This window comes from Burkholderia sp. AU17457 (assembly GCF_002223255.1).
Classification (GTDB): domain Bacteria; phylum Pseudomonadota; class Gammaproteobacteria; order Burkholderiales; family Burkholderiaceae; genus Burkholderia; species Burkholderia sola.
On sequence record NZ_NKFB01000003.1, the window covers coordinates 33124 to 57786 of the forward strand.

At 66.0% G+C, this 24663-nt stretch carries 24 protein-coding genes and 1 tRNA gene; 12 read left to right on the forward strand and 13 right to left on the reverse strand.

Annotated elements, in window-relative coordinates:
* Window positions 1-9: 9 nt before the first annotated feature.
* The 9 genes from CFB49_RS02450 to CFB49_RS02490 form a co-directional block, all read right to left on the reverse strand.
* Window positions 10-210 carry a DNA gyrase inhibitor YacG gene (locus CFB49_RS02450; protein ID WP_021159902.1) on the reverse strand — a complete coding sequence of 67 codons (201 nt, stop codon included), beginning with the start codon at window positions 208-210 and terminating at the stop codon, window positions 10-12.
* Window positions 211-238: 28 nt separating this feature from the next.
* Entirely contained in the window at window positions 239-994 is a 756-nt protein-coding gene (gene zapD / locus CFB49_RS02455; RefSeq protein ID WP_069616819.1) for a cell division protein ZapD, read from the reverse strand.
* A gap of 109 nt (window positions 995-1103) precedes the next feature.
* Window positions 1104-1712 (reverse strand): dephospho-CoA kinase, encoded by a 609-nt coding sequence (coaE, locus tag CFB49_RS02460; protein WP_089434504.1) that lies wholly within the window; start codon window positions 1710-1712, stop codon window positions 1104-1106.
* A 1-nt stretch (window position 1713) separates the two neighbouring features.
* Window positions 1714-2625: a prepilin peptidase gene (locus CFB49_RS02465; protein WP_089490645.1), complete on the reverse strand. Its 912-nt coding sequence runs from the start codon at window positions 2623-2625 to the stop codon at window positions 1714-1716.
* 46 nt (window positions 2626-2671) lie between these two features.
* Complete coding sequence (locus tag CFB49_RS02470; RefSeq protein ID WP_089490646.1) at window positions 2672-3883, reverse strand: type II secretion system F family protein; 1212 nt, start codon at window positions 3881-3883, stop codon at window positions 2672-2674.
* The gene (locus CFB49_RS02475) at window positions 3880-5157 is read right to left on the reverse strand and encodes a GspE/PulE family protein (RefSeq protein ID WP_069616815.1); all 1278 of its coding nucleotides are present in this window, start codon (window positions 5155-5157) and stop codon (window positions 3880-3882) included. Before CFB49_RS02475 ends, CFB49_RS02470 begins: the two co-directional genes overlap by 4 nt.
* A gap of 176 nt (window positions 5158-5333) precedes the next feature.
* Window positions 5334-6626, reverse strand: a complete 1293-nt coding sequence (locus tag CFB49_RS02480; RefSeq protein ID WP_069616814.1) for an HlyC/CorC family transporter — start codon at window positions 6624-6626, stop codon at window positions 5334-5336.
* Window positions 6627-6766: 140 nt separating this feature from the next.
* Window positions 6767-6843, reverse strand: a tRNA-Pro gene (locus CFB49_RS02485).
* A gap of 149 nt (window positions 6844-6992) precedes the next feature.
* Window positions 6993-7988, reverse strand: coding sequence for a polyprenyl synthetase family protein (locus tag CFB49_RS02490; RefSeq protein ID WP_050013887.1), 996 nt, complete (start codon window positions 7986-7988; stop codon window positions 6993-6995).
* Between the two features lie 210 nt (window positions 7989-8198).
* Between CFB49_RS02490 and rplU the strand changes: the two genes are divergently transcribed.
* From rplU to proB, 4 genes are all read left to right on the forward strand, one after another.
* A complete protein-coding gene (rplU, locus tag CFB49_RS02495) occupies window positions 8199-8510 on the forward strand; it encodes a 50S ribosomal protein L21 (protein ID WP_006025184.1) in 312 nt (103 codons plus the stop codon).
* A 24-nt stretch (window positions 8511-8534) separates the two neighbouring features.
* Entirely contained in the window at window positions 8535-8798 is a 264-nt protein-coding gene (gene rpmA / locus CFB49_RS02500; RefSeq protein ID WP_006476999.1) for a 50S ribosomal protein L27, read from the forward strand.
* A 186-nt stretch (window positions 8799-8984) separates the two neighbouring features.
* On the forward strand, window positions 8985-10097 hold the full coding sequence (gene obgE, locus CFB49_RS02505; protein ID WP_089490647.1) for a GTPase ObgE: 1113 nt from the start codon (window positions 8985-8987) through the stop codon (window positions 10095-10097).
* Between the two features lie 89 nt (window positions 10098-10186).
* Window positions 10187-11305: a glutamate 5-kinase gene (gene proB / locus CFB49_RS02510; RefSeq protein ID WP_069616812.1), complete on the forward strand. Its 1119-nt coding sequence runs from the start codon at window positions 10187-10189 to the stop codon at window positions 11303-11305.
* A gap of 93 nt (window positions 11306-11398) precedes the next feature.
* Here the strand turns inward: proB and CFB49_RS02515 are convergent, their stop codons facing one another.
* On the reverse strand, window positions 11399-11956 hold the full coding sequence (locus CFB49_RS02515) for a CNP1-like family protein (RefSeq protein ID WP_089490648.1): 558 nt from the start codon (window positions 11954-11956) through the stop codon (window positions 11399-11401).
* 63 nt (window positions 11957-12019) lie between these two features.
* Entirely contained in the window at window positions 12020-12664 is a 645-nt protein-coding gene (locus CFB49_RS02520; protein WP_069616810.1) for an RNA pyrophosphohydrolase, read from the reverse strand.
* A 218-nt stretch (window positions 12665-12882) separates the two neighbouring features.
* Between CFB49_RS02520 and CFB49_RS02530 the strand changes: the two genes are divergently transcribed.
* Together CFB49_RS02530 and CFB49_RS02535 are read left to right on the forward strand one after the other, a co-directional pair.
* Window positions 12883-14619 carry a proline--tRNA ligase gene (locus CFB49_RS02530; RefSeq protein ID WP_069616809.1) on the forward strand — a complete coding sequence of 579 codons (1737 nt, stop codon included), beginning with the start codon at window positions 12883-12885 and terminating at the stop codon, window positions 14617-14619.
* A gap of 21 nt (window positions 14620-14640) precedes the next feature.
* Entirely contained in the window at window positions 14641-15249 is a 609-nt protein-coding gene (locus CFB49_RS02535) for a MarC family protein (protein ID WP_089434516.1), read from the forward strand.
* 96 nt (window positions 15250-15345) lie between these two features.
* Here the strand turns inward: CFB49_RS02535 and CFB49_RS02540 are convergent, their stop codons facing one another.
* Entirely contained in the window at window positions 15346-15897 is a 552-nt protein-coding gene (locus CFB49_RS02540; RefSeq protein ID WP_069616807.1) for a hypoxanthine-guanine phosphoribosyltransferase, read from the reverse strand.
* A gap of 94 nt (window positions 15898-15991) precedes the next feature.
* The gene (ffh, locus tag CFB49_RS02545) at window positions 15992-17359 is read right to left on the reverse strand and encodes a signal recognition particle protein (RefSeq protein ID WP_089434517.1); all 1368 of its coding nucleotides are present in this window, start codon (window positions 17357-17359) and stop codon (window positions 15992-15994) included.
* Between the two features lie 89 nt (window positions 17360-17448).
* On the opposite strand from ffh, the gene CFB49_RS02550 reads away from it, so the two are divergent.
* From CFB49_RS02550 to CFB49_RS02585, 6 genes are all read left to right on the forward strand, one after another.
* Window positions 17449-18342 (forward strand): cytochrome C assembly family protein, encoded by an 894-nt coding sequence (locus CFB49_RS02550; RefSeq protein ID WP_069616806.1) that lies wholly within the window; start codon window positions 17449-17451, stop codon window positions 18340-18342.
* A 13-nt stretch (window positions 18343-18355) separates the two neighbouring features.
* Window positions 18356-18646 (forward strand): PP0621 family protein, encoded by a 291-nt coding sequence (locus CFB49_RS02555; protein ID WP_069616805.1) that lies wholly within the window; start codon window positions 18356-18358, stop codon window positions 18644-18646.
* Complete coding sequence (ampD, locus tag CFB49_RS02560; protein WP_069616804.1) at window positions 18643-19233, forward strand: 1,6-anhydro-N-acetylmuramyl-L-alanine amidase AmpD; 591 nt, start codon at window positions 18643-18645, stop codon at window positions 19231-19233. Before CFB49_RS02555 ends, ampD begins: the two co-directional genes overlap by 4 nt.
* Before the next feature lie 452 nt (window positions 19234-19685).
* Entirely contained in the window at window positions 19686-22676 is a 2991-nt protein-coding gene (locus CFB49_RS02570; RefSeq protein ID WP_089434519.1) for a ribonucleoside-diphosphate reductase subunit alpha, read from the forward strand.
* Between the two features lie 365 nt (window positions 22677-23041).
* On the forward strand, window positions 23042-24253 hold the full coding sequence (locus tag CFB49_RS02580; protein WP_006476978.1) for a ribonucleotide-diphosphate reductase subunit beta: 1212 nt from the start codon (window positions 23042-23044) through the stop codon (window positions 24251-24253).
* A gap of 82 nt (window positions 24254-24335) precedes the next feature.
* Window positions 24336-24662: a hypothetical protein gene (locus tag CFB49_RS02585; RefSeq protein ID WP_084044093.1), complete on the forward strand. Its 327-nt coding sequence runs from the start codon at window positions 24336-24338 to the stop codon at window positions 24660-24662.
* Window position 24663: the final 1 nt, after the last annotated feature.

Genomic DNA, 24663 nt, shown 5'->3' on the forward strand with positions numbered 1-24663 from the left:
GGGCGCCGCTCAGCTGTCGCGGCGGTTGTCCGTGCCGTCTTCTTCCGACGACGGACCCTCGTCGGAGGAACCGCCGATCCGATACTTTTCCGCGGCCCATGCGCCGAGGTCGAGCTGCTTGCAGCGGGCCGAGCAGAAGGGACGGAACTTGTTTTCAGGCGTCCAGCGCACTTCTGCGCCGCACGAAGGACATTTCACGACGGTAGTCATACGAAAGCATTGAACCGGCCCGCGGCCGTTACAGATTACACAGTGTCAGATGGAACGGCACGTCGATGTCCACCGCCCGCGGCCGTACATCGCCGTCCTGCATGGTGAACCGCACCCACAGCATGTATTTGTTGGCGCTCGCCTCGGGAATCACGCGCAACTCCGGCGACACGCGCACCTGCATCAGCTGGTAGCTGCGGCCGGACAGCATCTGCTGGTAGCTGCCCTGCATCGCCATGACCTTCGACGCCTGACCCGATTCGCGCGCGAGCCGCAGCACGATCGCCGCGGCGTCGCGCAACGGCAGCATCGGCAGGATCCACTTCGTGATGTCCTGGCGCCGCTGCTCGGCGGGCCATTGCTGCCACGCGTAGTACGACGGCAGGTCGAACTTGCACGTGCCGCCCGGAATCACCGCGCGGCTGCGGATGCTGGCGAGCCACTCGTTGTCGACGAGGTGCTGGCCGGTCTTGCCCTGCATCTGCGCGAGATTCGCGAGCGTCTGCTCGATTTCGCCGAGCACGGCTTCGAGCGCGTTCTGCTCGATGCCCGGATTGCCGCGAAAGGGGGCGAGCGTCTGCCGTTGACGTTCGAGCTCCTTCATCAGATCCGATTTCAGGTCCGCGCGGCCCGTTACCTCGGCGATTTCGAACAGCGTCGTCAGTGCGACGTGGTGTTCACGCGGGTCCTCCTGAGCCAAAAAGAACGCGAAGCGCTCGAACAGATCTTCGAGACGCAACAGCGTGCGAATTCGCTCGTTGAACGGATACTCGTAAAGAATCAAGCGCGCTCGCCTCTTGGGTAGGGATTGAAACAATGAAAGACATTCTAATGCCCCCTCTCTACCCTAGCAACGCGCCAATTTCGTACACCATCACGATTGCGCGCAATGGTCACCGCGCCGCGGCCGCGAATTCGACATAGCGTTGGTGCAGTGCATCGACCTGCGCGGCGAGCGCGCCGGGCGGGAGCGCGTCGTTGACGATCACGTCGTCGGCTGCGGCGAGGCGGGCTTCGCGCGTCGCCTGTCGCGCGATGATCGCTTCGACCTGTTCGCGCGTGAAACCGTTGCGCCGCATCACGCGCGCGATCTGCGTTTCGACCGGGCAGTCGACGACGAGCACGCGATCGCTGCGCGCCTTCCAGGTGCCCGACTCGACGAGCAACGGCACGACGAACATCACGTACGGACCCCGTGCTTCGCGCGCGTCGCGATCGGTCTCCGCGCGGATCAGCGGATGCGTGATCGCTTCGAGGCGCCGGCGCGCGTCGTCGTCGCTGAAGATCAGCGTGCGCATCTTCGCGCGATCGAGCGAGCCGTCGGCGGCCACGAAGTCGCGACCGAAAGCCTGCTCGATCGCCGGCATCGCGAGGCCGCCCGGCGCGGTAATGCGGTGGGCAATCAGGTCGGTATCGACGAGCGATGCGCCACGGGCGCCGAACAGGTCGGCAACGGTCGTCTTGCCGCTGCCGATGCCGCCCGTGAGTCCTACGGAAAACATGTCAGCCTCCGAGCACCGCATAGAAAGGGGTGCCGAAAAACAGCGTGGCGACGCCGCCGGCCGCGAGGAACGGGCCGAACGGAATCGGCTCCTCGAAGCGCATGCGGCCGCGCCACGTCGCGACGAGCCCGACGATCGCGCCGGTCACCGCCGCGAACAGCACGACCTGCGGCAGTGCGGCCCAGCCCATCCACGCGCCGAGCGCGGCGAGCAGCTTCAGATCGCCGAAACCGATGCCCTCGATGCCGCGCAGCCATTTGAACAGCCAGTAGATCGACCACAGGAACAGGTAGCCGGCCATCGCGCCGATCACGGCCGAGCGCAGCGACGTGAAGGTGCCGCCGAGGTTCAGCGCGAGCCCGGCCCACAGCAGCGGCAGCGTCATCGAGTCGGGCAGGTAGCCGGTCCGGATATCGATCGCGCTCATCGCGAGCAGCGCCGCGCACAGCGCGAACGCGGCAAGCGCGGCGACGGTCGGGCCGAACGCCGCGAGCGAGCCGGCGGCGAGCCCTGCGCACGCGATCTCGACGAGCACGTAACGGATGCCGATCGCATGGCCGCAGCGCCGGCAGCGCCCGCGCAGCATCAGGTAGCTGACGAGCGGGATGTTTTCCCACGCGCGCAATACGTGGCCGCAATGCGGGCAGGCGCTGCGTGGGCGCCACAAATCGTAGCGCGGCGGATAACCGTCGTCGGGCGGCGCGCTCGCGGTGCCCGTCGCTTCGGCGATCTCGGCCTGCCACGCGCGCTGCATCATCACGGGCAACCGGTGCACGACCACGTTCAGGAAGCTGCCGATGCAAAGGCCGATGACGACCGCGAACGCATACTGCAGCGCGGGCGGCAGCATCGCCAGCGCGAGCAGCGTGCCCTCGGGCGAATCGGAAACGGCGGACAGGGGCGCGGACGTCATGAGGCTCAAGGTTCGGACTTAAAAGGCGACAGAATCGGTTGCGATGCTACACCACGTTGCCGAGTTGAAGGATCGGCAGGTACATCGCGATCACGAGGCCGCCGACGAGTGCGCCTAGGACGATCACGATCAACGGTTCGCCGAGCGCCGCGAGCGCATCGAGGCGCGTGTCCAGCTGGCGTTCGCACAGCGCGGCGATGTCGGCGAGCATCGTGTGGAGCGCACCGGTTTCCTCGGCGACCGCGATCGGCTGCACGACGTCGTCCGGAAAGCAGCCGGCCGAATGCATCGCATCGGCCAGACGCACGCCGCGCAACACGCGTGCGGCGATGTGCGCGGTGGCGTGCGCGAACACCGGATGACCGGCCGTGCGCTCGAGCGTGGCGAACGCATCGGCGAGCGGCACGCCGGCGCCGAGCAGGGTCGCAAGCGACCGGCACCAGCGGGCGGCAGCGTACCGCTCGAGCGCGCTGCCCGCAAGCGGGGCGCGCAGCAGACGCCGCGCGAGCGCATGACGCAGCGCGGCCGAGCGCCGCAGCGCGTACTGCGCGGCAAGCCCGGCGGCGGCCGCGCCGGCCAGAAGCACACCGCCCCACGCCGACAGCGCGGAGGACAGCGCGAGCAGCGCACGGGTCGGTGCGGGCAGGGCGGCGCCGAAACCGTCGAAGATCTGCCGGAAGGTCGGCACGACCCACACCATCAATGCGGCCGAGATCGCGAGCGCGAACAGGATGACGGCGGCCGGATACGCGAGTGCGGCGCGCAGCTTGCGCCATTGCGCATCGGCGCGCTCGCGGTGTTCCGCAACCCGCGTCAGCACGACGCCGAGCGAACCGGACGCCTCGCCGACCTCGATCAACTGACGATACAGCGTGCCGAATTGCGATGGATAGCGTGCGAGCGCATCGGCGAAGCGCCGGCCGCCGACGATCTCGCGGGCGAGCCCCGCGGCGATGCGCGGCACGCCGTCGCGCGTGCGGGTGCGCGCGAGCATGTCGAGCGACGGCGCGAGCGGCAAGCCGGCCTGCAGCAGGCTCGCGAGCTGGCGCGTGAAGCGCGTGATGTCGCGTGCGCCGGCCGTGGGCGGGCGGGCCGGCCCGCGGACGTCGAGCGACAGTACCGCGATGCCGTTGCGCGAGAGCGTGGCGCGCGCGGCCGCGGCGTCGAATGCGATGACGATCCCGCGGCGCGGCGAGCCGTCGCGATGGCGGCCGCGCCATGCGAAGCGGGTTTCGCGCGGCGGCGTGCGCACGTTCACGCCGCTGGGGTGGCGGCGACGGCTTCCGCGATGCTCGTCGTGCCGTCCATGACGCGCGCGAATGCCGCGTCGCGCAGGGTGCGCACGCCCTCGGCCGCCACGCATTGCGCGAGTTCGCCGACGCTCGCCCGCGCGACGATGCGCTCGGCCAGGCCGGGCGATACCGGCATCGTCTGATGCAGGCCGATGCGGCCGCGATAGCCGATCCCGTGACAGGCGGAACAGCCGCGTGCGACGAACGGCCGCCAGCCGGCCGCCAGCGCCGCCGGGTCGCAGCCGGCTTCCCGCAGCGCGCGCGCCGATGCGTCCGAATGCGCGCGGCAGTGGACGCACAGGCGCCGGACGAGGCGTTGCGCGGTGACGAGGTGCAGCGCGGCGGCGAGGTTATACGGCGCGACCCCGATGTCGAGCAGCCGCGCGACGGCAGCCGGCGCGTCGTTCGTGTGCAGCGTCGACAACACGAGATGGCCGGTCTGCGCGGCCTTGATCGCGACGTCGGCCGTCTCCGCATCGCGAATCTCGCCGACCATGATGACGTCCGGGTCCTGCCGCAACAGCGCGCGCAACGCCGTTGCGAACGTCAGCCCCGCCTTGTCGGCGACCCCGACCTGATTGATTCCGTCGAGCTGGATCTCGGCGGGATCCTCGACCGTGCAGACGTTGTGCGCGTCGCGATCGAGCATTTGCAGCGCGCAGTAGAGCGACAGCGTCTTGCCGCTGCCGGTCGGGCCCGTGACGAGCACGAGGCCATGCGGCGCGCGGATCGCGGCTTCCATCGCGGCCGCCTGTCGCGCATCGAAGCCGAGGTTGGCGAGCGTGAGATCGGGCGGCAGCGTTTCGAGCCGCCGCAGCACGAGCTTTTCGCCGAACAGCGTGGGCAGCGAACTGACGCGATAGTCGCCCCGCGTGCCGCCGTCGATCGCGATGCGCAGCCGGCCGTCCTGCGGGAGCCGCCGCTCGGCGATGTCCATGCGCGAGAGCACCTTGATTCGCGTGACGAGCGCATCGCGCAGGTGCGACGGCGGCCGCGCGTGTTCATGCAGCACGCCATCGATGCGCAGACGGATGCGCCAGCCGGCTTCGAACGGCTCGACGTGGATGTCCGACGCGTCGCGCACGCGCGCGGCGTGCAGCGTGTCCGTCAGCAGCCGTACGGCGGGGGCATCGTCGAGCTGGGCCGCATCGAGTGCATGGGGCGCGGCGGCGGGCGGCGCGTCGGCGTGCGCAGGTGCCGACTGCGCGTGCAGCGACGCCGCGGAGGAAGGGAAGTGCATGTGAGCCGGCACGTTGGCCGCCTGTTGACCGTGACACGCAGATGATCGCGCGTCGCGGGCGGCGCCGGCAGTCGGCCGTTCGGCCAAGGCCAGGGCCAGGGCCAGGGCCAGGGCCAGGGCCAGGGCCAGGGCCAGGGCCAGGGCCAGGGCCAGCCCGTTATCGGCGTGAACAGGCCCTAGCGCGAGGCGGCGCGCCCGGTGCGCGTGCCGCGCGGCTTGAAGAGCTTGACGGTGCGTACTGCCTGATCGTCGCTGCGCATCACCTCGAGCATCACGTCGCCGATTTTCAGGCACACGTCGTCTTCCGGAATTTCCTCGAGGATCTCGAGTACCAGTCCGTTCAACGTCTTCGGCCCGTCGGTCGGCAGTTTCAGGTGCAGCCAGCGGTTCAGCTCGCGCAGCGGCATGCTGGCCGACACGATGCATTCGCCGTGCTCGTCCCAGCCGCCCGCGCGTTCGCTGCGCGGCATCGACGTCGTGAATTCGCCGATCAGTTCCTCGATGATGTCCTCGGGCGTGACGAGCCCCTCGAGTTCGCCGTACTCGTTGACGACGAGCGCGGTGCGCTGCCGGGTTTCCTGGAAGAACTGGAGCTGCTGGACCACCGGCGTGCCGGACGGCACGTAGTACGGTTCGGCGAGCAGCGCGCGCAGCGTCTCGCGGTCGAAATCCTGGTTGTGCAGCCCGGTGAGCGTCTTGCGCACGTGCAGCACGCCGAGCACCTTGTCGATGTCGCCTTCGTAGACGATCAGCCGGTTGTGATAGCAGGTTTCGAGCTGATGCAGGATGTCGTCGAGCGGCGCGTAGAAGTTGAGCGACTCGATCTGGCGGCGCGGCACCATCACGTCGTCGACCGTGATGTTCTCGAGGTCGAACAGGTTGAGCAGGATGCTGCGGTGCTTGGTCGGCATGAAGCTGCTCGATTCGAGCACGATGGCGCGCAGCTCGTCGGCCGACATCCGCTGGTCGCGGCCCGTCTTCGTGTTGATGCGCAGCACCCACAGCACGCCGTTCGCGAGCGCGTTGACGAACCACACGACCGGCTTGAACACGCGCATCAGCGGGGCGATCACGAGGCTCGCGGGCAGCGCGATGCGTTCGGGGAACGTCGCGCCGACGATCTTCGGCGCGATTTCCGCGAACACGATGATCAGGAACGCGACGACGCCGGTCGCGATCGACAGCGCGAGGTTGTTGCGGCCGAACGTATGGAGCGCGAGCGACGTCGTGAGGACCGGGATGATCGTGTTGAACAGGTTGTTGCCGATCAGGATCACGCTGAGCAGCAAGTCAGTGCGCGTGAGCAGCCCCTGCGTGGTTTTCGCGCCGAGTACGCCCTGGCCGGCGAGATGCTTCAGCCGATGGCGGTTGAGCGCCATCATCGCGGTCTCGGAAATGGAAAAGAAGCTGGAACAGAGAAGAAGCAGGAAGACGGCGCCGATTTGCGCCCATAAGGGAATTTGGTCCACGCGTTGGAAAGGGCAGTGAAGGACAGGGATGGGGGAAATATAGCAGAGGCCGGCGACCGCGATGTGTCGCGCGCGACACGAGGGGCCGCGGCGGCCGGACGAAAAAAAACCGTGCACGCGGTGCACGGTTTTTTTAAATCTGGTCGGGGTGAGAGGATTCGAACCTCCGGCCTCTACGTCCCGAACGTAGCGCTCTACCAGGCTAAGCTACACCCCGATTTTTGCTCTTCCGACTTCGCCGTCTTCGTTAAGAATCGCTGCGTCGTCACAAGCAAGAACGTAACTATAACGATGTTTTTTCTAAAAGGGAATACTTTGATGAAGAAAATTTTCGAGACAAGGCATCGCTTCGTGTTCGCGGCGTGTTTACGACTGCCGCGACGTCGAGTATGAGCACAACCCGAGCAGGCTTTCCTTGTAGATCGAATCGGGGAACGCGGCAATCGCCGCGGCTGCCGCCTGCGCTTCCTGGCGTGCGCATTCGAGCGTGTGATCGAGCGCGCCCGAGCGCGTGATCGCTTCGAAAATCGTGTCGAAGCGATCGGTGCCGCCGTGTTCGATCGCCTCCCGTGCGAGCGCCGACTGTTCGGGCGTGCCGCGTTCGATCAGATAGATGAGCGGCAGCGTCGGCTTGCCTTCGCGCAGATCGTCGCCGGCATTCTTGCCCATTGCCTCGGCGGTGCCCGCATAGTCGAGCCAGTCGTCCATGATCTGGAACGCGGTGCCGATCCGGCGGCCGTATTCGGCGGCGGCGGCCTCGGTCGGCGCGTCGGCGCCCGCGAGCACCGCGCCCAGGCGCGCCGACGCCTCGAACAGCTTCGCCGTCTTGTAGCGGATCACCTGCATGTAGCGCGTTTCGTCGACGTCCGCGTCGTGCATGTTGAGGAGCTGCAGCACCTCGCCTTCCGAAATGATCGTCGTCGCTTCGGACAGGATCTCCATCACGCGCATCTTGCCGACGCCGACCATCATCTCGAACGAGCGCGAGTAGAGGTAGTCGCCTACCAGCACGCTCGCCGCGTTGCCGAACAGCGCATTGGCGGTCTGGCGGCCGCGGCGCAACTCGGATTCGTCGACGACGTCGTCATGCAGCAGCGTGGCCGTGTGGATGAACTCGACGACGGCGGCCAGCACGTGCCGCTGGTGCGACGTTTCGCCGAGCGCGCCGGCGACGAGCAGCAGCAACGCCGGACGCAGCCGCTTGCCGCCCGCGCCGATGATGTACTCGGCGATCTGGTTGATCAGCAGCACGTCGGACGCGAGGCTTTGCCGGATAACGCGATTCACCTGCTCCATGTCGCTGGTGATCGGGGCGAGCAGGTGGGCGGCGCTGAGGGTGGGGGAGGCGGTGGACGACGACATGATGATGGAATTGGGTGATGCCGCGGATTATAAGTCGAATCCGCGATATGCCGGTCTGTCAGACGTACCAGCGGCGCGATTTTGGCCGTCCGGCCGAGGCCCGCGCGCGGCAATCGTCGATCGGCTTTGACTTGGGTGCTAACCCCATGTATAATCACGTGTTTTCCGCGCGTGGTGTGCGGAAAAATTGGATCCAGAGTGAGGTTCTCAATGTACGCGGTCATAAAAACCGGCGGCAAGCAGTACAAGGTTGCCGTTGGCGAAAAACTCAAAGTAGAACAGATACCGGCTGACATTGACGCTGAAATCACGCTCGACCAGGTTCTCGCAGTGGGCGAAGGCGAATCGATTAAGTTCGGTACGCCGCTGGTCAGTGGGGCTTCCGTCAAGGCCACCGTTGTGTCGCACGGTCGTCATGCCAAGGTCACCATCTTCAAGATGCGTCGCCGGAAGCACTACCAAAAGCACGGCGGCCACCGCCAGAACTACACTGAGCTGCGCATCGACGCGATCAACGCGTAAGCGCCTCGGTAAAGGAGCAATCAGATGGCACACAAAAAGGCAGGCGGCTCTTCCCGGAACGGCCGCGACTCCGAGTCGAAACGTCTCGGCGTGAAAGTGTACGGCGGCCAGGCAATCAATGCCGGCGGCATCATCGTGCGTCAGCGCGGTACGCGCATGCACGCAGGCGAGAACGTCGGCATGGGCAAGGATCACACCCTGTTCGCGCTGGTCGACGGTCACGTCAAGTTCGCGACGAAGGGCGCGGACAAGAAGCATCTGGTCATCGTTGTCCCGGCGGCTGCCTAAGTCAGGCACCCACGGGCTTCGTAGCCGAAAGGCCCCGCAGTCTTCGCGGGGCCTTTTTTATTGGGTCGCCGCCCGCAAGTGCGGGCCGGCGACCCTCGCGCAACCGGCATACGATCGGCCGAACGGCAGATTGTTCAAGCGTGCCGGCGCGCGGCACAATAGCGGAAATACTGGGCGGAGTGACGAATGAAGTTCATTGACGAAGCACGAATCGAAGTCATCGCCGGCGACGGAGGCGATGGCAGTGCGTCGATGCGCCGCGAGAAATTCGTCCCGTTCGGCGGGCCGGACGGCGGCGACGGCGGCCGGGGCGGCAGCGTTTACGCGATCGCCGACCGCAACATCAACACGCTGATCGACTACCGTTACGCGAAGAAGCACCTCGCGCGCAACGGCGAAAACGGCCGCGGCTCGGATTGCTACGGCAAGGGCGGCGACGATGTCACGCTGCGCATGCCGGTCGGCACGATCATCACCGACATGGAAACGGGCGAGCTGATCGCCGACCTGACCGAGCACGATCAGCGGGTGATGCTCGCGCAGGGCGGCGCCGGCGGCCTCGGCAACCTGCATTTCAAGTCGAGCACGAACCGCGCGCCACGCCAGAAGACGGACGGCAAGCCGGGCGAGCGGCGCATGCTGAAGCTCGAACTGAAGGTGCTCGCCGACGTCGGCCTGCTCGGCATGCCGAACGCCGGCAAGTCGACCTTCATCTCGTCGGTGTCGAACGCGAAGCCGAAGATCGCCGACTACCCGTTCACGACGCTCGCGCCGAATCTCGGCGTGGTGCGGGTCGGCCCGAGCAAGAGCTTCGTGATCGCCGATATCCCGGGGCTGATCGAAGGTGCGGCCGAAGGCGCGGGCCTCGGGCATCAATTCCTGCGTCACCTGCAGCGTACCGGCGTGCTGCTGCATCTGGTCGATCTCGCGCCGTTCGACGAAAGCGTCGATCCGGTCGCGGAAGCGACGGCGATCGTCGGCGAGCTGCGCAAATACGACGAGGCGCTCTACGAGAAGCCACGCTGGCTCGTGCTCAACAAGCTCGACATGGTGCCGGAAGACGAGCGCGCGGCACGCGTCGCGGATTTCCTCGATCGCTTCGGCTGGGACGGCCCGGTGTTCGAGATCTCGGCGTTGACGGGCCAGGGCTGCGAAGCGCTGTGCTATGCGATCTACGACTACCTCTCCGAACATTCGGACGCGCATCGCGCGGCGGAGGCGGAGGATCTCGCGGCGGACGTGCGTTTCCGCGATGCACCGCCAGCGAAGGGCGGTGCGGCGCCGGGCGACGACGCCTGAACGGTTAGGTCACGCGCCGGGCGTGCCGCCCGGCGTCGGCGTTCCATCGCGCCCGGCGGGCCGGCATCAGATACAGGAGACAGTGCAGGATGCGTTCGATCATCGCGGATTCGAAGCGATTGGTGGTGAAGGTGGGCTCCAGCCTCGTGACCAACGACGGCAAGGGGCTCGATCATGCTGCAATCGGCCGCTGGGCAGCCCAGATCGCCGCGTTGCGTGCGCAGGGCAAGGAAGTCGTGCTCGTCAGTTCGGGCGCGATTGCCGAAGGCATGCAGCGACTCGGCTGGAGCAAGCGGCCGCGGGAAATCGACGAGCTGCAGGCCGCTGCCGCCGTCGGCCAGATGGGGCTCGCGCAAGTCTACGAAAGCCGCTTCACCGAGCACGGCATCCGCACCGCGCAGATCCTGCTCACGCACGCCGATCTGGCGGACCGCGAGCGCTACCTGAACGCGCGCTCGACGCTGCTCACGCTGCTGCGGCTCGGCGTCGTGCCGATCATCAACGAAAACGACACGGTCGTCACCGACGAAATCAAGTTCGGCGACAACGACACGCTCGGTGCGCTCGTCGCGAACCTGATCGAAGGCGATGCGTTGATCATCCTCACCGACCAGTCGGGGCTGTTCACGGCCGATCCGCGCAAGGACCCGAATGCGACGCTCGTCGGCGAGGCCAATGCGGGCGCGCCGGAGCTCGAGGCGATGGCGGGCGGGGCCGGTTCGAGCCTCGGTCGCGGCGGGATGCTGACGAAGATCCTCGCGGCGAAGCGTGCGGCGCACAGCGGCGCGAATACCGTGATCGCGAGCGGCCGGGAGTCCGACGTGCTCGTGCGCCTGGCGGCCGGCGAGGCGATCGGCACGCAACTGATCGCACGGACCGCGCGAATGGCGGCACGCAAGCAATGGATGGCCGACCATCTGCAGGTGCGCGGCCACGTCGTGATCGACGCGGGCGCGGTCGAGAAGCTGACGGCCGGCGGCAAGAGCCTGCTGCCGATCGGCGTGATCGACGTGCAGGGCGCGTTCGCGCGCGGCGAGGTGATCGCGTGCGTGGGCCCGGACGGGCGCGAGGTGGCGCGCGGGCTCACGAACTACAGCAGCGCGGAAACGAAGCTGATTCACCGCAAGCCGAGCGGCGAGATCGAGGCCGTGCTTGGCTACATGCTGGAGCCCGAACTGATTCACCGCGACAACCTCGTGCTGGTGTGATCACCGGCCGGATTCCGTCGTTCAAATGAAAAAGCCCGCGCGATGCGGGCTTTTTTGTGCGGCGGACGATGTGGCGACCCACATCGCGTGCCGTCAACGCAACTGCGTCATCGCGGTGCGGTGGAACCGGATGTTTTCGAGGATCTGCCGGGTCGAGCCCTGCGGCATCTTGTTCGCGCAGAAGTAGTCCTGGTAGAGCGCGGAGTGGTAGGCGTTCAGCTCGCCGTTTTCGATACGCCGCCAGTCGTTCTCGACGGTGCGATCCCAGCCGTTGTGGTCCGAATTCAGGCCGGCGTACTGGCGCCACTCGTAGGTGTCGCAGCGAATGCCTTCGTAGTTCACGTTGCGCGCACCGGCCGGGCTCGTGACGACGACTGCGTAGCGCACGACGCCGTCGCTGCCGACGTCGAGCGATTTCGCATCGACGAAGAATTTCAGCGGCGTGTTCTGCGACACGTTGAACGGCAGCAGATCGCCCGTTTGCGGCAGCGGCGGCAGCGTGTCGACGGCGTTTTCCTTCCAGGTTCCCTGACGGTCGAGCAGGTACACGAACTCGCTGTCATCCTTGTTGGACGGCGCTTTCGAGTTCGCGCAGCCGGCCAGGGCGGCCATCGCGGCGATCGATGCGAGCGCGAGAGCAATCGCTTTCAATATGCATTCCTCGTAAAAAAGGGCGCGACACCAAGGTCGCGCCCGGTCATGCAGTCCGACTCGTCATTTGCCGACGATCACGTGGGGCGGCATCTCGTCGAGCGTGCCCGCTTCCACTTCGATCTCCGAACAGACTACCGATGTGTCGACAATCGTCAGCGTCTGGGCCTGCGCGCCAATGACGCGCGGATAGCGCGACACACGCGGCCCGCGCGGCTTCTCGGCTCGCTGCGCCGGGCGGCGCAGGAAGCGCGACAGTTCCGTCAGCGCCAACTGATAGACATCCCGCTTGAACTCGATCACCGCATCGAGCGGTACCCAATACTCGTTCCAGCGCCACGCATCGAACTCCGGGTGGTCGGTCGCGCGCAAGCAAATGTCGCAATCGCGTCCAACCATCCGCAGCAGGAACCAGATCTGCTTCTGGCCGCGGTAATGACCGCGTACTTCGCGTTTGATGAACTTGTCAGGCACCTCGTAACGCAACCAGTCGCGGGTGCGGCCGATTATCTTGACGTGTTCCGGATGCAGGCCCGTTTCCTCGTGCAGTTCCCGGTACATCGCCTGCATGGGGGTCTCGCCGTACTTGATCCCACCTTGAGGAAACTGCCAGGAATGCTCGCGGAGCCGCTTGCCCCAAAACACCTCGTTGCGCGCGTTCAAGAGGATGATGCCGACGTTCGGGCGAAAGCCTTCACGATCCAGCATACAACCACCTTCGAATCCTTTAAAATTGCTTTGATTATAAACAGATAACGGGCGCTGCGCACCGTGACGGAGCGAATCCGCGCGGGGTACACCGGCTGAATTGTCCCTGATTAGTCTGCTACGTCATCTGCGCCATCGCTGTTCCCGGCGCGCCGCTTTTTCACCTTGAAACTTTTTCGGGCGCCCCGCTTGGGGGCGCCGTTTTTGGAACCGTCCGCATGAAAGCTTCCCGTTTCTTTATCGGCACCCTGAAAGAGGCACCCGCCGACGCAGAGATCGTCAGCCACAAGCTGATGGTCCGCGCCGGCATGATCCGTCGCGTCGCCGGCGGCATCTACAACTACCTGCCGGTCGGCCTGCGTTCGATTCGCAAGGTCGAGGCGATCGTGCGCGAGGAAATGAACCGGGCGGGCGCCATCGAGCTGCTGATGCCGGCCGTGCAGCCGGCCGAGCTGTGGCAGGAGTCGGGCCGCTGGGAGCAGTACGGCCCCGAGCTGCTGCGCTTCAAGGACCGCAAGGACAACGATTTCGTGATCGGGCCGACGCACGAGGAAGTCGTCACCGACATCGCGCGCAACCAGATCAAGAGCTACCGGCAGATGCCGGTGAACTTCTACCAGATCCAGACGAAGTTCCGCGACGAGATCCGCCCGCGCTTCGGCGTGATGCGCGGCCGCGAATTCATCATGAAGGACGCGTATTCGTTCGACAAGGATGCGGCCGGCCTGAACGAGTCGTACCGCAAGATGTACGACGCGTACGTGCGCATCTTCACGCGTCTGGGCCTCGAGTTCCGCGCGGTCGCGGCCGACAGCGGCTCGATCGGCGGCAACTTCTCGCACGAGTTCCACGTGATCGCCGACACCGGCGAGGACGCGATCGCGTACTGCCCGACGTCCGAGTTCGCGGCGAACGTCGAGGCGGCCGAAGCGCTGCCGCTGACGCCTGAGCGCGCGGCGCCGGCCGAAGCGATGGAAAAGGTCGCGACGCCCGGCAAGGCGAAGTGCGAGGCCGTCGCCGAACTGCTGTCGATCCCGCTCGAGCGCACGATCAAGTCGATCGTGCTCGCGACCGACAACGAAGGCGCCGAGCCGACCATCTGGCTCGTGATGCTGCGCGGCGATCACGACCTGAACGAGATCAAGGTGTCGAAGCTGCCGGGCCTGAAGAACCACCGCTTCGCGACCGAGCAGGAAATCGTCGAGTGGTTCGGCACGCCGCCGGGCTATCTCGGCCCGGTCGGCACGAAGAAGCCGGTGAAGGTGATCGCCGACCGCACGGTCGCGAACATGAGCGATTTCGTCGTCGGTGCGAACGAGGTCGACTATCACATCGCGGGCGTGAACTGGGGCCGCGACCTGCCGGAGCCGGAAGTCGCCGACGTGCGCAACGTGAAGAAGGGCGATCCGTCGCCGGACGGCAAGGGCGCGATCGACATCTGCCGCGGCATCGAGGTCGGCCACGTGTTCCAGCTCGGCACCAAGTACTCGGAAGCGATGGGCGCGACGTTCCTCGACGAGTCGGGCAAGCCGCAGCCGATGCTGATGGGCTGCTACGGCGTCGGCATCACGCGCATTCTCGGCGCGGCGATCGAACAGAACTTCGACGACCGCGGCATCATCTGGCCCGAGTCGATCGCGCCGTTCGAGGTCGTGCTGTGCCCGATGGGCTATGACCGCAGCGACATGGTGCGCGAGACGGCCGACAAGCTGTACGCGGAACTCGTCGCGGCCGGCATCGACGTGATCCTCGACGATCGCGGCGAGCGCCCGGGCGTGATGTTCGCCGACTGGGAATTGATCGGCGTGCCGCATCGTCTCGTGATCGGCGAGCGCGGCCTGAAGGAAGGCAAGATCGAGTACCAGGGCCGTCGCGATGCCGAAGCGACGCTGCTGCCGGCCGACACGGCCGCGGCGACGGTCGCCGAGAAGGTTCGCGCCGCGCTCGCGCACTAAGCGCGGCGACCGGGGGACACGATGGAATACACGTTCCTGTCGGCCACCGTGCTCCTCGTGCTGATCACGGATCCGCTCGGCAACATCCCGCTGTTCATTACGGCGATGCGGGATGTGCCGCGCGAGCGGCGCGTGAAGCTGATCCTGCGCGAAGTGGGGATCGCGTTCGTGATCCTGCTGTTCTTCATGCTGGTCGGCGACCGCTTCCTGCGGATGATGAGCCTCACCGACCTGTCGCTGCGGCTCGGCGGCGGGATCGTGCTGTTCCTGATCGCGCTGCGGATGATCTTCCCGCATCCGGACGGCGCGCTCGGCAGCGATCCGCGCGCGGGCGGCGAGCCGTTCATCGTGCCGCTCGCGATTCCGGCGCTGGCCGGGCCGTCCGCGCTCGCGACGGTGATGCTGATGACGTCGCAGGCGCCGGGCAAGATGCTCGAGTGGGTCGGCGCGCTGACGGTGACGATGATCGTCTGCGCGATCACGCTGGTGCTGGCCGAAAGGATTCAGGCGTGGCTCGGCGAGCGGACCGTCGCGGCGTTCGAGCGGCTGATGGGCCTCGTGCTCGTCGCGATCTCGGTCGAGATGTTGCTGGCGGGCATTCGCGCGTTCGTGCACCAGTTGCAGCCGTAGCGCGGGCGACGCGGTCGACGAAAAAAAGCGGCGCTCCGGGAAACCGGCGCGCCGCTTTCTATTTATATAGCGGGTATCGCGCGGACAGCGCCGCGATCAGACGTTCGCGGTCAGCGCGCGGATCGTCGGCAGGTTGCGCCAGTAGCCCTTCGCGTCCATCCCGCAGCCGAACACGTAGCGGTCCGGCACCGAGAAGCCGCAGAAGTCGGGGTGCAGCGGTTTCGGCTTCGCGAGCGTCTTCTCGCACAGCACGGCCGACATGAAGCGCTTCGCGCCCATGTCGAGGATGCGGTCGCGGATCGCGGCCATCGTCTCGCCTTCGTCGAGGATGTCGTCGAGCACGAGCACGATGCGGTCCTTCACCGATTCGCGCGGCGCGACGCGCCAGTGCATCTCCGGGCTGCCCTGCGTCGTGTTGCGGTAGCGGGTCAGGTGGATGTAGTCGAATTCGAGCGGGAAATCGAGATGCGGCAGCAGCATCCCGGTAAACACCGCGGCGCCGCCCATCACCGAGAGAACGAGCGGGAACGCGTCGCCGATCTCGGCGCGGATCGCGTCGGCCATCTTCGAGATCGACGCGTTGACGGCGTCGGCCGAGACGATCTCTTCGGAGTGGTCGAAAATGTGGAGGGCTTCTTCGCGGTTCATGTGTTCTGGCGGGCAGTCGGTATACAAATAAGGATGAAGCAGAACGGCAGGCGCGCGCTACGGCAAAAACCCGCGCGCCGGCCGACGGACGGAATCAGCGCATGCCGGGCATCATGCCTTTCAGGCCGCGCATCATCTTCTGCATGTTGCCGCCCTTCAGCTTCTTCATCATCGTACGCATCTGGTCGTACTGGTTCAGCATCCGGTTGACTTCCTGCACGGGCACGCCCGCGCCGGCGGCAATGCGGCGCTTGCGCGTCGCCTTGATGATTTCGGGTTTCGCGCGCTCGGCGGGCGTCATCGAGCTGATGATCCCCTCCATCCGGCGGATCGACTTCTCGGCCTGGCCCATGTCGGCGCCGGCCGCCGCCTGCTGGAACTGCGCGGGGAGCTTATCCATCAGCGACGACAGGCCGCCCATGTTCTTCATCTGCGAGATCTGCGCGCGGAAATCGTTCAGGTCGAAATCGCCGCCTTTCTTGACCTTGTCGGCGAGCTTCTGCGCGGCCTGCACGTCGACGCCGCGCTGCGCTTCCTCGACGAGCGCGAGGATGTCGCCCATGCCGAGGATCCGGTTCGCCATCCGGTCGGGGTGGAACACCTCGAGGCCGTCGAGCTTCTCGGCGACGCCGACGAACTTGATCGGCTTGCCCGTGACGTGACGCACCGACAGTGCAGCGCCGCCGCGCGAATCGCCGTCGAGCTTGGTCAGCACGACGCCGGTGAGCGGCAGCGTGTCGTTGAACGCCTTTGCGGTATTGACGGCATCCTGGCCGAGCATCGCGTCGACGACGAACAGCGTTTCGGCCGGCTTCAGCACGCCGTGCAACGCGGCGATTTCCTGCATCATCGCTTCATCGATGCCGAGGCGGCCGGCCGTGTCGACGAGCAGCACGTCATGGTAGTGGCGCTTCGCCCAGTCGACGGCCGCGAGCGCGATGTCGACGGGCTTCTGGTCCGGCGTGGACGGGAAGAAGTCGGCGCCGACCTGCTCGGTCACCGTTTTCAGCTGCATGATCGCGGCCGGGCGATACACGTCGCACGACACGGTCAGCACCTTCTTCTTGTACTTCTCGCGCAGCAGTTTCGCGAGCTTGCCCACGGTCGTGGTCTTGCCCGCGCCCTGCAGGCCGGCCATCAGGATCACGGCGGGCGGCGTGACCGCGAGGTTCAGCTCGGCGGCCTTGCCTTCGTAGTCGCCGCCGATCACGGCGGTCAGTTCCTTCTGGACCACGCCGACGAGCGCCTGGCCCGGCGACAGGCTGCTGATCACTTCTTCGCCGAGCGCCTTTTCCTTGACCTTGGCGATGAATTCGCGGACGACCGGCAGCGACACGTCGGCTTCCAGCAGCGCGAGACGCACCTCGCGGAGCATCTCCTGCGTGTTCGCCTCGGTGAGCCGGGCCTCGCCGCGCAGCGTCTTGACGACGCGCGCCATCCGTTGAGTGAGATTGTCGAGCATGGGGAGCGATGGACAGTGGGGCCCGAAGGCGCGGCGGAACCGAACAAAGGGAGCCGTCGCGGGAAGGGGGCCTAGTGTAAACTTCGAACATGGATATTGTACTGTATGCCCTCACCGCATTCCTGTACGGCGGCCTCGCCGTCGCAGGCTGGCGCGCGCACCGCCAGGGCGCGACGCCCCTCGTCGCGAGCGTGCCGGCCGTGCCGGTCCCCGCGTCGGCCGCGTCCGGGATGAGCGGGGCCGGCCGCGCGCTGCTGTTCGCCGCGCTGCTCGCGCACGGCGTGCTGCTCCACATGACGATCTTTCCGAACGACGCGATGGTGTTCGGCTTCGCGTTCGCGCTGTCCGCGATGTTCTGGCTCGGCGCCGGCATCTACTGGATCGAGAGCTTTTTCTTCCCGCTCGACAGCCTGCGCCTGCTGGTGCTGCCGCTCGCCTGCGGCGCGTCGCTGCTGCCGCTCGTGTTCGGCGGCGTGCGGGTGCTGCCTTATGCCGCAGCGCCGCTGTTCAAGCTGCATTTCCTGATCGCGAACATCGCCTACGGGCTGTTCGCGATCGCCGCGCTGCACGCGATCCTGATGCTGATGGTCGAGCGGCGCCTGCAGTCGCTGCGGCACGGCGGGCGCGACGGCTCGACCGGCTGGATCGCGAGCTGGCTCGAAACGCTGCCGCCGCTGCTCACGCTCGAGAAGCTGCTGTTCCGCCTGATTGGCGCCGGCTTCGTGCTGCTCACGCTGACGCTCGCGTCGGGCATCCTGTTCAGCGAGCAGGTCGACGCGCGCGCGTTGCGGCTCGACCACAAGACGGTGTTCGCGATCCTGTCGTGGCTGATGTTCGGCGGGCTGCTGGTCGCCCGCAAGACGTCGGGCTGGCGCGGCCGCGGCGCCGCGCGCTGGGTACTCGTGTCGTTCGCCGCGCTGCTGCTCGCGTATGTCGGCAGCCGGTTCGTGTTCGAGGTGCTGCTGCACCGCTCCGTGGTTTGACCGCAGGTTCCCGATGCGACAGATTCTTCTCCTGATCCTTCTCTTCTTCGCCGGTTCCTGGCTCGCGCGCAAACTGCGCCACGCGCAGGAACAGGCGCAGGCGCGCGCCGGCCGCGGCGCCGGTGGCGGCGCCGCGCGCCCGAACGGCGACGCGCGGTCGCTGCCCGAGCCGATGGTGCGCTGCGCCGAATGCGGCGTGCATGCGCCGAAGGGCGACGCCGTCGCCGCGAGCGGCGAATACTTCTGCAGCGCGGAGCATGCGCAGCGACACGCCGCGCGCGTGAACGGCCGCGACGCGCGATGAGCGACGCACCGGTGTTGTCGGTCGACGCGAACGGCTGGGTGCGCGAAGCGCGCCACGCGCCGTCGCCGAACTTCGAGGCGCGGCCCGCGGGTGCGGCGCCGACGCTCGTGGTCGTCCACAACATCAGCCTGCCGCCCGGCGAATTCGGCGGCGACGCGATCGAGGCGCTGTTCCTGAATCGCCTCGACTGCGATGCGCACCCCTATTACCAGAGCCACCTGCGCGGCGTGAGGGTGTCCGCCCATTTCCTGATCCGCCGCGACGGCGAACTCGTGCAGTTCGTGTCGTGCGACGAGCGCGCGTGGCACGCGGGCTCGTCCGAGTTCTTCGGCCGTACGCGCTGCAACGACTTCTCGATCGGCATCGAGCTCGAGGGCGCGGACGACGTGCCGTTCGACGATGCGCAATACGCGGTGCTCGCCGCGCTCTCCCGCGCGCTCGCCACACGCTATCCGGTCGACGCGTTCGCGGGGCACTCGGACGTCGCGCCGGGCCGCAAGACCGACCCGGGCCCGCACTTCGATTGGCAACGCTTCGCGAGCGATGCCGGTTTTTCCGCCGAATACTTTCCTTTCCGTCAGCACTGATCGCGGGGTTTTTTGACCGGAGAAAGTTTTTTCTCCGATCAATGCCTTGCCGTGTCTGCGCGCGAGCGATGTCAAGACCTCCATCGCAAATTATCCGTTTGGACGTCCTCCGAATGTCCACTATACTTGGTGCCAGTTGAGCGGTTCTGTACTAGATATAGTGTGTGTTGCAGGGGAAAACCCGAGCGGCACCGGCCGGCGGGCAACGCCGGCGAACAGGGTTCTCACGGCGGCGCGTCAGGCCGGGCGGTCCGGGCGTCGCGATCAGCGCAGCGAACATCGACGGGGCAGGGTAGACATGACGAAGCACACGACCGGCTGGGTTGTCGCGCATCGACCGAACCGGCTTCCCCGGCGCATCGCTCGCCTCTTACCGCTCGCGCACCGCGTTGCGCAGCGTTCGTTTTAATCCGCGGTTCTCTCCGCACCATCCAACACCAGGAGCTTTGCACATGCAAACCACCGACAACGCGACGTCCCAGTACGAGAGCGCCTCGAGCCGTCCGCTCGGCGGGACCGAACAGGGCGCGAAGGCGCTCGCGCCGCAGGCCACGTTCGCCGACTACAAGGTGATCCGCCGCAACGGCAGCGTGGTGTCGTTCGAACCATCGAAGATCGCGATCGCGGTGACCAAGGCTTTCCTGGCCGTCAATGGCGGGCAGGGCGCGGCATCGGCGCGCGTGCGCGAGCAGGTCGAACAACTGACGCACAACGTCGTTCGCGCGCTCGTGCGCAGCCGCCCGAACGGCGGTACGTTCCATATCGAAGACATCCAGGACCAGGTCGAACTCGCGCTGATGCGCGGCGGCGAGCACAACGTCGCGCGTGCGTACGTGCTGTATCGCGAGAAGCGTCACCTCGAGCGTCAGCACGCGGGCGAGGAAGCGGCGGCAACGGGCGGCGAGTCGACCACAGGCATCAACGTCGTCGACAACGGCGTCACGCGCCCGCTCGACCTGAACGCGCTGCGCGCGTTGATCGTGTCGGCGTGCGACGGCCTCGGCGCTGCGGTTAACCCTGACCCGATCGTCGCGGAGACGGTGAAGAACCTGTACGACGGCGTGCCGATGAGCCAGGTCTACGACTCGGCGATCCTCGCGGCGCGCACGATGATCGAAAAGGATCCGGCGTACAGCCAGGTCACGGCCCGCATCCTGCTGCATACGATCCGTCGCGAGATTCTCGGCGAGGAAGTCGTGCAGGCCGAGATGTCGACCCGCTATGCCGAATACTTCCCGCAGTTCCTGAAGCGCGGCGTCGACGCCGGCCTGCTCGACGACAAGCTGCTGCAGTTCGACCTGAAGCGCCTCGGCGAAGCGCTCGACGCGAACCGCGACCTGCAGTTCGGCTACCTCGGCCTGCAGACGTTGTACGACCGCTACTTCCTGCACGTCGAAGGCACCCGCATCGAAATGCCGCAGGCATTCTTCATGCGCGTCGCGATGGGCCTGTCGCTGAACGAGATCGACCGCGAAACGCGCGCGATCGAGTTCTACAACGTGCTGTCGAGCTTCGACTTCATGAGCTCGACGCCGACGCTGTTCAACTCGGGCACGCATCGCTCGCAGCTGTCGTCGTGCTACCTGACGACGGTCGCGGACGATCTCGACGGTATCTATGAAGCGCTGAAGGAAAACGCGCTGCTGTCGAAGTTCGCCGGCGGCCTCGGCAACGACTGGACCCGCGTGCGCGCACTCGGCTCGCATATCAAGGGCACGAACGGCAAGTCGCAAGGCGTGGTCCCGTTCCTGAAGGTCGTGAACGACACGGCCGTCGCGGTGAACCAGGGCGGCAAGCGCAAGGGCGCGGTGTGCGCGTACCTCGAATCGTGGCACCTCGACATCGAGGAGTTCCTGGAGCTGCGCAAGAACACGGGTGACGATCGTCGCCGTACGCACGACATGAACACGGCGAACTGGATTCCCGACCTGTTCATGAAGCGCGTGATGGAAGGCGCCGACTGGACGCTGTTCTCGCCGTCGACCTGCCCGGACCTGCACGACAAGTTCGGCGCCGATTTCGAGAAGGCTTACACGGCTTACGAAGACAAGGTCGCGCGCGGCGAGATCAAGCTGTTCAAGAAGATCCCGGCGCAGCAGCTGTGGCGCAAGATGCTCGGCATGCTGTTCGAGACGGGCCACCCGTGGATCACGTTCAAGGATCCGTGCAACGTGCGCTCGCCGCAGCAGCACGTCGGCGTCGTCCACTCGTCGAACCTGTGCACGGAAATCACGCTGAACACGAGCGACACCGAAATCGCGGTATGCAACCTGGGCTCGGTGAACCTCGTCGCGCACCTGGTGAAGCAGGCCGACGGCAGCTACGCGCTCGACCACGACAAGCTGAAGCGCACGATCAGCGTCGCGATGCGCATGCTCGACAACGTGATCGACATCAACTACTACGCGGTGCCGAAGGCCCGTAACTCGAACCTGAAGCACCGTCCGGTCGGCATGGGCATCATGGGCTTCCAGGACTGCCTGCACCTGCTGCGCACGCCGTACGCGTCGCAAGAGGCGGTCGAGTTCGCCGACCGTTCGATGGAAGCCGTCTGCTACTACGCGTACTACGCGTCGACCGAGCTGGCCGAAGAGCGCGGCCGCTACTCGAGCTACCGCGGCTCGCTGTGGGATCGCGGCATCCTCCCGCAGGACACGCTGAAGCTGCTGACGGAAGCGCGCGGCGGCTACGTCGAGGTCGACACGTCGGAATCGCTCGACTGGACGACGCTGCGTTCGCGGATCGCCGCGCACGGCATGCGCAACTCGAACTGCGTCGCGATCGCGCCGACGGCGACGATCTCGAACATCATCGGCGTGTCGGCCTGTATCGAGCCGACCTTCCAGAACCTGTACGTGAAGTCGAACCTGTCGGGCGAATTCACGGTGGTGAACGAGTATCTCGTCCGCGACCTGAAGGAACGCGGCCTGTGGGACGAGGTGATGGTCGCCGACCTGAAGTACTTCGACGGCATGCTGTCGCGCATCGACCGCATCCCGGCCGACCTGCGCGCAATCTACGCGACCGCGTTCGAGGTCGACCCGACGTGGCTGGTCGAAGCGGCATCGCGTCGCCAGAAGTGGATCGACCAGGCGCAGTCGCTGAACATCTACATGGGCGGCGCGTCGGGCAAGAAGCTCGACGAGGTCTACAAGCTCGCATGGCTGCGCGGCCTGAAGACGACCTACTACCTCCGCACGATGGCGGCAACGCACGTCGAGAAGTCGACGGTCGCACACGGCGCGCTGAACGCAGTGCCGACGGGCGGCTCGGGCAGCGGCGGCGCGCAAGGCGCGGCGGGCGGCTTCGGTGCGACGGGCGGCGGTGCGTCGTCGGGCGCGGTCAGCGCGGCGCCGGCACTCGCGCCGGTCGAAGCGGACGGTCCGGTGTGCACGATGCGTCCGGGAGACCCCGGCTTCGACGAATGCGAAGCGTGCCAGTAACGCAGTGCGCCTGACCTGAGAAGCAGGCCCGAGCGGCGCACACGACGACCGATCGAGGTTGAAGTGTGCGCCGCGCTCAACTAAAAAAATGATAAGGAATCTGTAACGCGACACCTGCGTTGCAGGCAATGACAAGCGATCGAAACATCTCCGACGGCGTCGCGTTTCGATCGACGTTCGATGCGTCGAGCGCACCTCGCGATACAAGCGCGACTCACATCGCGCGCTGCATGAACGACGATGCGTTGCTCAAAGTGTTGTATCGAGGTCGCAACGCGAATCGAAAAAAGGATTTTTCGTGAGCGAACCCTTTTATCGCTCAGGAAAAGATGGTACAAACCGTTCTAAATTGATGGTGAGAATTTATGCTCAACTGGGATGACGAGAAGACTGCCGTAACCCCCGCGAGCGGAGCGCAGCAAAATGCGATGCGCACCTCCGCCGGGATGGCTGTCGGAATGCAGGCTGCAACGCCTGCCGCCCATCAGGTCCGCGACATTTTCGAAGGCGATCTTGCGGTGCCGCCGCAAGCATCGGCTGTTCCCGCCGGCGGTACGGAAGCGCGGGTCAATGTCGCCGACAAGCGCATCATCAACGGCCAGACTGACGTCAATCAGCTGGTGCCGTTCAAGTACAAGTGGGCGTGGGAAAAGTATCTGGCCGGTTGCGCGAACCACTGGATGCCGCAGGAAATCAACATGTCCCGCGACATCGCACTGTGGAAGGACCCGAATGGTCTGACCGAGGACGAGCGCCGCATCGTGAAGCGCAACCTCGGCTTCTTCGTGACGGCCGATTCGCTCGCGGCGAACAACATCGTGCTCGGCACGTACCGCCACATCACGGCGCCGGAGTGCCGGCAGTTCCTGCTGCGCCAGGCGTTCGAAGAAGCGATCCACACGCACGCGTACCAATACATCGTCGAATCGCTCGGCCTCGACGAAGGCGAGATCTTCAACGCGTACCACGAGGTCACGTCGATCCGCGCGAAGGACGAATTCCTGATCCCGTTCATTCATACGCTGACGGACCCGGCCTTCAAGACCGGCACGCTCGAAGCGGATCAGAAGCTGCTGAAGTCGCTGATCGTGTTCGCCTGCATCATGGAAGGCCTGTTCTTCTATGTCGGGTTTACGCAGATCCTCGCACTCGGCCGCCAGAACAAGATGACGGGTGCTGCGGAGCAATATCAGTACATCCTGCGCGACGAGTCGATGCACTGCAACTTCGGCATCGACCTGATCAACCAGATCAAGCTCGAGAACCCGCATCTCTGGACCGCGGAATTCCGCGCCGAGATTCGCGAGCTGTTCAAGCAGGCTGTCGAACTCGAATACCGCTACGCCGAGGACACGATGCCGCGCGGCGTGCTGGGTTTGAACGCGTCGATGTTCAAGAGCTATCTGCGCTTCATCAGCAACCGCCGTTGCCAGCAGATCGGCCTCGACCCGCTGTTCCCGAACGAGGAAAACCCGTTCCCGTGGATGAGCGAGATGATCGACCTGAAGAAGGAACGCAACTTCTTCGAGACGCGTGTGATCGAGTATCAGACGGGGGGCGCGCTGTCCTGGGAATAACCCGCAGCAGCGAACCCGTTACATGATGGAGCAGCCGGTGGCCTCTCGGCCCCGGCCCAAGGTTTAGGAGCAAGAACGCCTGATGCAAAGCATGCCCGGTGCCTTAACGGCCCAACGATACGACAGGCACTTTGCGAACCCTTCAGTGGGATGGGCAAACTTCCCTCCGGAAAAAGCGGACGGCCGTGTGGCGGTCCGCTTGATCAAGCGATTAGGGGTAGCGGCGCGGGGCGCGCCGGCTACCGACTTGATTTGGCGCGCGAGGCCGGGCGGTCACGCGCGCCATACCGTATTCATTAGCGTAAGCGCGCGGTATCTGCGTACGCCGATGAATAGCCCGCTTCGAAGCGCACGTCCTGAACAGCGTCCGCGGGAAGCGGGTTTTGACGAAGGGTGTAGTTTGAACTGAC